The organism is Clostridium sp. (genome assembly GCF_051278035.1).
In the GTDB taxonomy this organism is placed as follows: Bacteria; Bacillota; Clostridia; order Clostridiales; family Clostridiaceae; genus Clostridium_AD.
Genome location: NZ_JBNMNU010000244.1, coordinates 1 through 5143, shown reverse-complemented (window position 1 = coordinate 5143; position 5143 = coordinate 1). Strand labels below are relative to the sequence as shown.

Genomic DNA, 5143 nt, shown 5'->3' with positions numbered 1-5143 from the left:
CACCAAACAAACAATTGGTATATAATTACATTAATAGAAATAAATAAATAAATAAATTATTAGTTGTAATATTAGCGGCTTCTTATCAAAACGTATAACAACATTATACGAGGAGGTTATTATATGAATATAGCTTATGTAAAAATATCAACCATAAAGCAGAACGAAAGCAGACAACTAGAAGTCTTAAAACAATATGATATAGACAAGTGGTTTAGTGAAAAGGTTAGTTCTAAATATCCAAATAGACCAGTGTTAAAAACAATATTAGAGCTAGCTAAAAAAGACGACACAATATATATCCATAGCCTGGATAAGTTAGCAAGTAATACAAAGAATCTGTTAAATATAATCATGCAATTGCAAGCAAAAGGAATACAACTAGTAAGTAGTAAAGAGAACATGGACACAAGCACTGCAACAGGAAAATTAATGTTAACTATGATTGATGCTATTAATACCTTTGAAAGAGCAAATATGTTAGAACGTCAACGCGCGGGGATAGCAATAGCAAAAGAGAATGGAGTATATAAGGGTAGACGCGCTATACGTTATCCAAATGATTGGTTTATAATATATAGCCAGTACAAGACAAGGGCACTAACAGGAACAAAAGCTATGAATCTGTTAGGACTTAAAAGGAATACCTTCTATAAATTATTAAAAAAATATGAAGAGGACTAATAAATATTAGTCCTCTTCATATTTATTCTATTGCTAATTCACCCATACTAATGAACCTTTTGATATTTTATCATAAAATAATTTTGCCATATCTACTGGCATTCGGATACATCCATGAGATGCCTTTTCCCCTAACGTCCCATCGTAGACTTCCCCAGAGGCCCTTAAAAGTATTGAATGTAGCAGATAATTCCCACTATATCTTGTCCAATATTTACAGATTACTCCAGGACCTGCAACGAAAGAATACCCTTTTTCTTTTATCGTAAATAATCCTATTTTTGAAGGTGTAACATTGTTACCCGATGCACAGGAGTATGTTTCTAGTAAAACCCAATGTCCAGCACTACCAGTAAATATATTTACCCTTTGCCTATCCGTATCCACCCAAATAAAGTATTTTGTTTTACTGACGAAAGTACTTGTTGTATTTACATAGGTTTCCAGTTAATTTTTATCCAAGTATTTTTTATTAGTAACTGAGTTTGGGGGTACCGAAACCTTGCTCCGATCTACCCACATTTGTGAGCCATCAGATTTTCCAATTAAGTATCTCATATTACTTTCATCTAATATTTCTACTTTTAAACCTGTATATGTTCCGTATACTGCATTAGACTTTACTAAACTATTATAAACATATTTTGTGATAGGTTTAGCCGCTATTGCTTTTGCAATTACTACAGATGACAAAACACTATATACTTTCACTTTATCATAAATCTTATAGGATCTAATTTTATAGTAATAAACATAATTAGTTACAAGTCCACTATTTATAAAGCTAGTACTTGCAGCATTGTATCTTAACATGTTTGCTCCTGCAGCAGATGTTGACCTATAAACTTCATATCCACTTGCCCCCTTTACTGCGCCCCAACTAACCACAATGCTATTATATGAAGATGACTCTGCTTTTAAACTTGTTGGTGGTACCGGAGGAGCAACTATCCACTTTGCAAATAGTGTTATATCCTCAGTTATATCCGTATTTTCAAAATCAAACTTGTTTTCAAAAGTGGTATTATCTTTATACCATCCTCCAAAAATAAAGCTTGTCTTAACTGGATCTAAAGGTGTAACTACTTTCTCATTGTACTCAGTTGACAGATTTTTTATATTTGAACCGCCATTAGAATTAAAGCTTACTATGGAATCTACTTTAAATGTAATATTAGAATTATTATTATAAGTTCTAATTTCTTCATTATCTTTTAACATGACTTTTTCTACATACCATTCACCTTTTACCATATCTAGAGGAACTATATATTCTAATTCATACTTTCCTGTGCTTCCATTATAACTTGGATGCAGATCTATCTCTTTAGTTTCATAAGCTCTGCTCTTAATTAATATTACGTTATCATTACTATTTGTTAGATCAGATAATGTATCATTTGATTTTATCTCGAATTTTATTGTGTCTAAAGGCTTAACTTTTGTTTTTGATAATATTAGTTTAACCGTTAGATCATCTATAGTTTTGTATAAACTTACTTGCGTTTTTAATACTTCAATAGCGTCTGCTGCTGATTTTGAAACCGCCCCACCAAGTAAAATTTCTTTGCTATTATCGTTTATATTGTTTCTTATAACTGCCGCTAATTTTACATTAATCGCAGAATTTCTACCAACTAAAACTATAGGATTGTTACCCTTAGCTGCAAGTGCTGAACCTGCAAGTGCATCTACCAGGTTCGCATTTGTACCTTTTGCAATGTAAATACTACTATAGTCTTGTTCAAAATTATCAAGTATTGCTGCATTTGTTTCATATCTGTTTGCTCCAGATATTCTTGTAGCATTTGCTGCTATAGCAACCTCCTTACTAATAACTCCCGTCCCTCCAATTGCATAAACAGTTTTGCCTTCAATGTACTTTGCTTGATCAGCTGTTAATTTATTTTTAACAACAAGTAATATTGGCATTCCCTTTATAGCTGCAACTGACGAAATTGAAAGCGCATCTGAATATGCTAACCCATTTGCAATAACTACTTCTTCTGGCTCTACTGTAAAAGCTTCAAGTGCTATTTTATAGGAGGTGTCCACTCTATCTTTTCCTGATATACGCTTAACCGTAAAGTCTTCTAAAGCTTTTTCTACTGCTGTTGAAATAGCCCCTGTCCCTCCAACTATGTAAACATTTTTAACTCCTAATGCATTAAGTTCATTCAAAACTCCTGTTGGAAGTTCACCGGGTTTTGTGAGTAGTATGGGTGCTTTGTCCTTTGCGTATGCGAGTGGAGCTGCGGCAAGCGCATCTGCCAAATCATCCCCTCTAGCGATAATTACATTTTCTGATTGCGACCAACCATCCTGTACAATTTTTAGGGCGGTTGCGTACCTATCAGACCCTTCTAATAATGTTGACGCTGATGCTACTCTTTGGAACGTTACCGTTGCATGTAACACCGTAAATATTAAACATATTACAAATAACTTCCTTGTTTTTCTGTACATAATTCTGATTTCCCCCTTGACCTTTATACTTAACTTAATCTTGCCGTTAATGATTATTTTATGTATGAACATTTTATATTCTATATTATATAAATAAATCCTTTTATTTTGATTTAGTTATTTTAAAATCGTGAACCCTTCGCTTAATGACGAAAAAAACTGCGGACATATATTAAAATATGTGTCCGCAGTTTCCACTCTCTGGTTGCCTCCAAGTATCACTAAATTTTACAAATACCTGTCACCCTAGTTCAAAAATTTTTACCACAGGCAATCAACCTTTTATCACCTTTTATTAATTTACTTTTATCTATTCCAACTTTAACCTTCATTTTTTTAATTTTCTTCATTTTATACCCCACCTTATACACATAAATTCCACTCATTAAAATTATTGCCCAGCTTGTACTATACTAATCAGTTTATATTAATTAATTGTATAATATTCCAAATGTTCAAAAATATTAGTTATAGACAATTACTGTAATAATGAAATAATAAATGGAGTATCGTATTTAGTAGCAAATAATACAAAAATAATCCTTATATAAGCGCCACTAACTTATGCAAGGATTATTTTACTCTATTATATTCTAACTTTTTTCTCTATTACAATGGGGAACTTTTCATCCCCTTGTAATGTTGTATTCTCTTCTAAAATAGTATTTTTATCAATTATAACATTGCTGATACTCCCACGCCTAAAGGCATTGGGGTTCTTAGGTATATCATCTTCTCTCATACTCTCATTCATAAAAATTCTATAAACTACAACATATCAGAACTAAATGACTTCCCTAAGACTTTCACTACCAATTATCCCAATGGATAAATTAACGATAGTTTAAAGGCTCATATCAAAACCTTTTTTTATATTACCTAGCTTTTAAATTCCCATGCTTGATATTCTTTTATTGTTACTGCTCAATAATCTATTAATTTCTTTATCGTGCAAATGTTTAAAATTATCATAAGTTCCAAAACATAATTCTCTATCTACTTCTTCCAAGTTGTCTTTTACGTTCATAATTAAGAAACTACTATACAAATCTCTTTGTATTTTGATTATTTCATTGTTCACATTAAAATAATTCCAACGTTCTGATAATTCTTTCTGATTACATTCACTATCAAAATGATTATATTGACTAGCTTTTACTTTATAAGTATTGATTTTATATAACATTTCATTATTCCATTTAAGCTTATTATCTAATATAGTTAAAAACATACTTGGTGCTTTGTTTGCTAAAGATCTACCAAATCTTTTCTTCTTATTGAATTTACCCGTTTTTTCACTAACAGTTGTTTCTTTTGAACGCTTTTGTAGTCCTTTATAATTCATGGACTCAACTTTAATAACATTTCCAAGACTTAAAATATAGTTAGCTAATTTTTCATGTGATTGCTTTCTATCTAATTTTCTTAATAACTTTCTTTTAATTGTTTCAATGTTATTAATTTGAGGTGCTAACTCTAATAGTTTAACTTCATGTCTTGAAGCAATTCCTATCGTTTGAGTTCCAATATCTATTCCAACATTGCCTTCTCCTATGATGTTTCTAACCTCACCAGTTTCTTTATTGTATTTCAAAGGTGGAACTCCTTCTAGTATTAATTGAATATAATATTTATACTTTTTACGAACAAATTTTCTTACAATTCTACAAAACTTAACTTTGTTTAATAAAGATATTTGTGCGTATTCGTCGTTCTTTTTTACAAGTGTATTTATTTCTAATCCATTCCAAAGCAATTTATTATCCTTAAATCTAATTCCTGTTCCATTAGATTTACCTTCAACACTGTTCATTTCACCATATTTTTTAAAATAAACTCTATTTGCTTTATGCAACATTAATTTCTGAAAAGCACTAAAACACCTAGTTGCTATCTTTTGGATGGTGAAACTATCTATATTGTCCTTAAAATGTTTTTGAATGGGTTTTACAAAAGTATGAAAGGAATATTCAGTCAAATTATATTTTTTATT

The 5143-nt window shown here is 30.8% G+C and carries 5 protein-coding genes; 1 reads left to right on the top strand and 4 read right to left on the bottom strand.

Annotated features, from left to right (window positions below; all coding sequences use genetic code 11):
* The first annotated feature begins 123 nt into the window (after positions 1–123).
* Entirely contained in the window at positions 124–684 is a 561-nt protein-coding gene (locus ACJAX4_RS22100; protein WP_435791600.1) for a recombinase family protein, read from the top strand.
* 33 nt (positions 685–717) lie between these two features.
* Here ACJAX4_RS22100 and ACJAX4_RS22095 read toward each other — a convergent pair whose 3' ends face one another.
* The 4 genes from ACJAX4_RS22095 to ACJAX4_RS22080 all read right to left on the bottom strand — a co-directional run.
* Positions 718–1071 (bottom strand): L,D-transpeptidase, encoded by a 354-nt coding sequence (locus ACJAX4_RS22095; protein ID WP_435791599.1) that lies wholly within the window; start codon positions 1069–1071, stop codon positions 718–720.
* Between the two features lie 60 nt (positions 1072–1131).
* Complete coding sequence (locus ACJAX4_RS22090) at positions 1132–3150, bottom strand: cell wall-binding repeat-containing protein (protein ID WP_435791598.1); 2019 nt, start codon at positions 3148–3150, stop codon at positions 1132–1134.
* Between the two features lie 586 nt (positions 3151–3736).
* A complete protein-coding gene (locus ACJAX4_RS22085; protein WP_435791597.1) occupies positions 3737–3892 on the bottom strand; it encodes a hypothetical protein in 156 nt (51 codons plus the stop codon).
* A 144-nt stretch (positions 3893–4036) separates the two neighbouring features.
* Positions 4037–5143 (bottom strand): RNA-guided endonuclease TnpB family protein (locus ACJAX4_RS22080; protein WP_435791596.1); only part of this gene is annotated, 1107 nt, incomplete at its 5' end.

What these genes read in the sequence shown, in the direction of transcription:
- ACJAX4_RS22100 (WP_435791600.1), top strand. Translation starts at nt 124, where the DNA reads ATGAATATAGCTTATGTAAAAATATCAACCATAAAGCAGAACGAAAGC.
- ACJAX4_RS22090 (WP_435791598.1), bottom strand. Translation starts at nt 3,150, where the DNA reads ATGTACAGAAAAACAAGGAAGTTATTTGTAATATGTTTAATATTTACG.
- ACJAX4_RS22085 (WP_435791597.1), bottom strand. Translation starts at nt 3,892, where the DNA reads ATGAGAGAAGATGATATACCTAAGAACCCCAATGCCTTTAGGCGTGGG.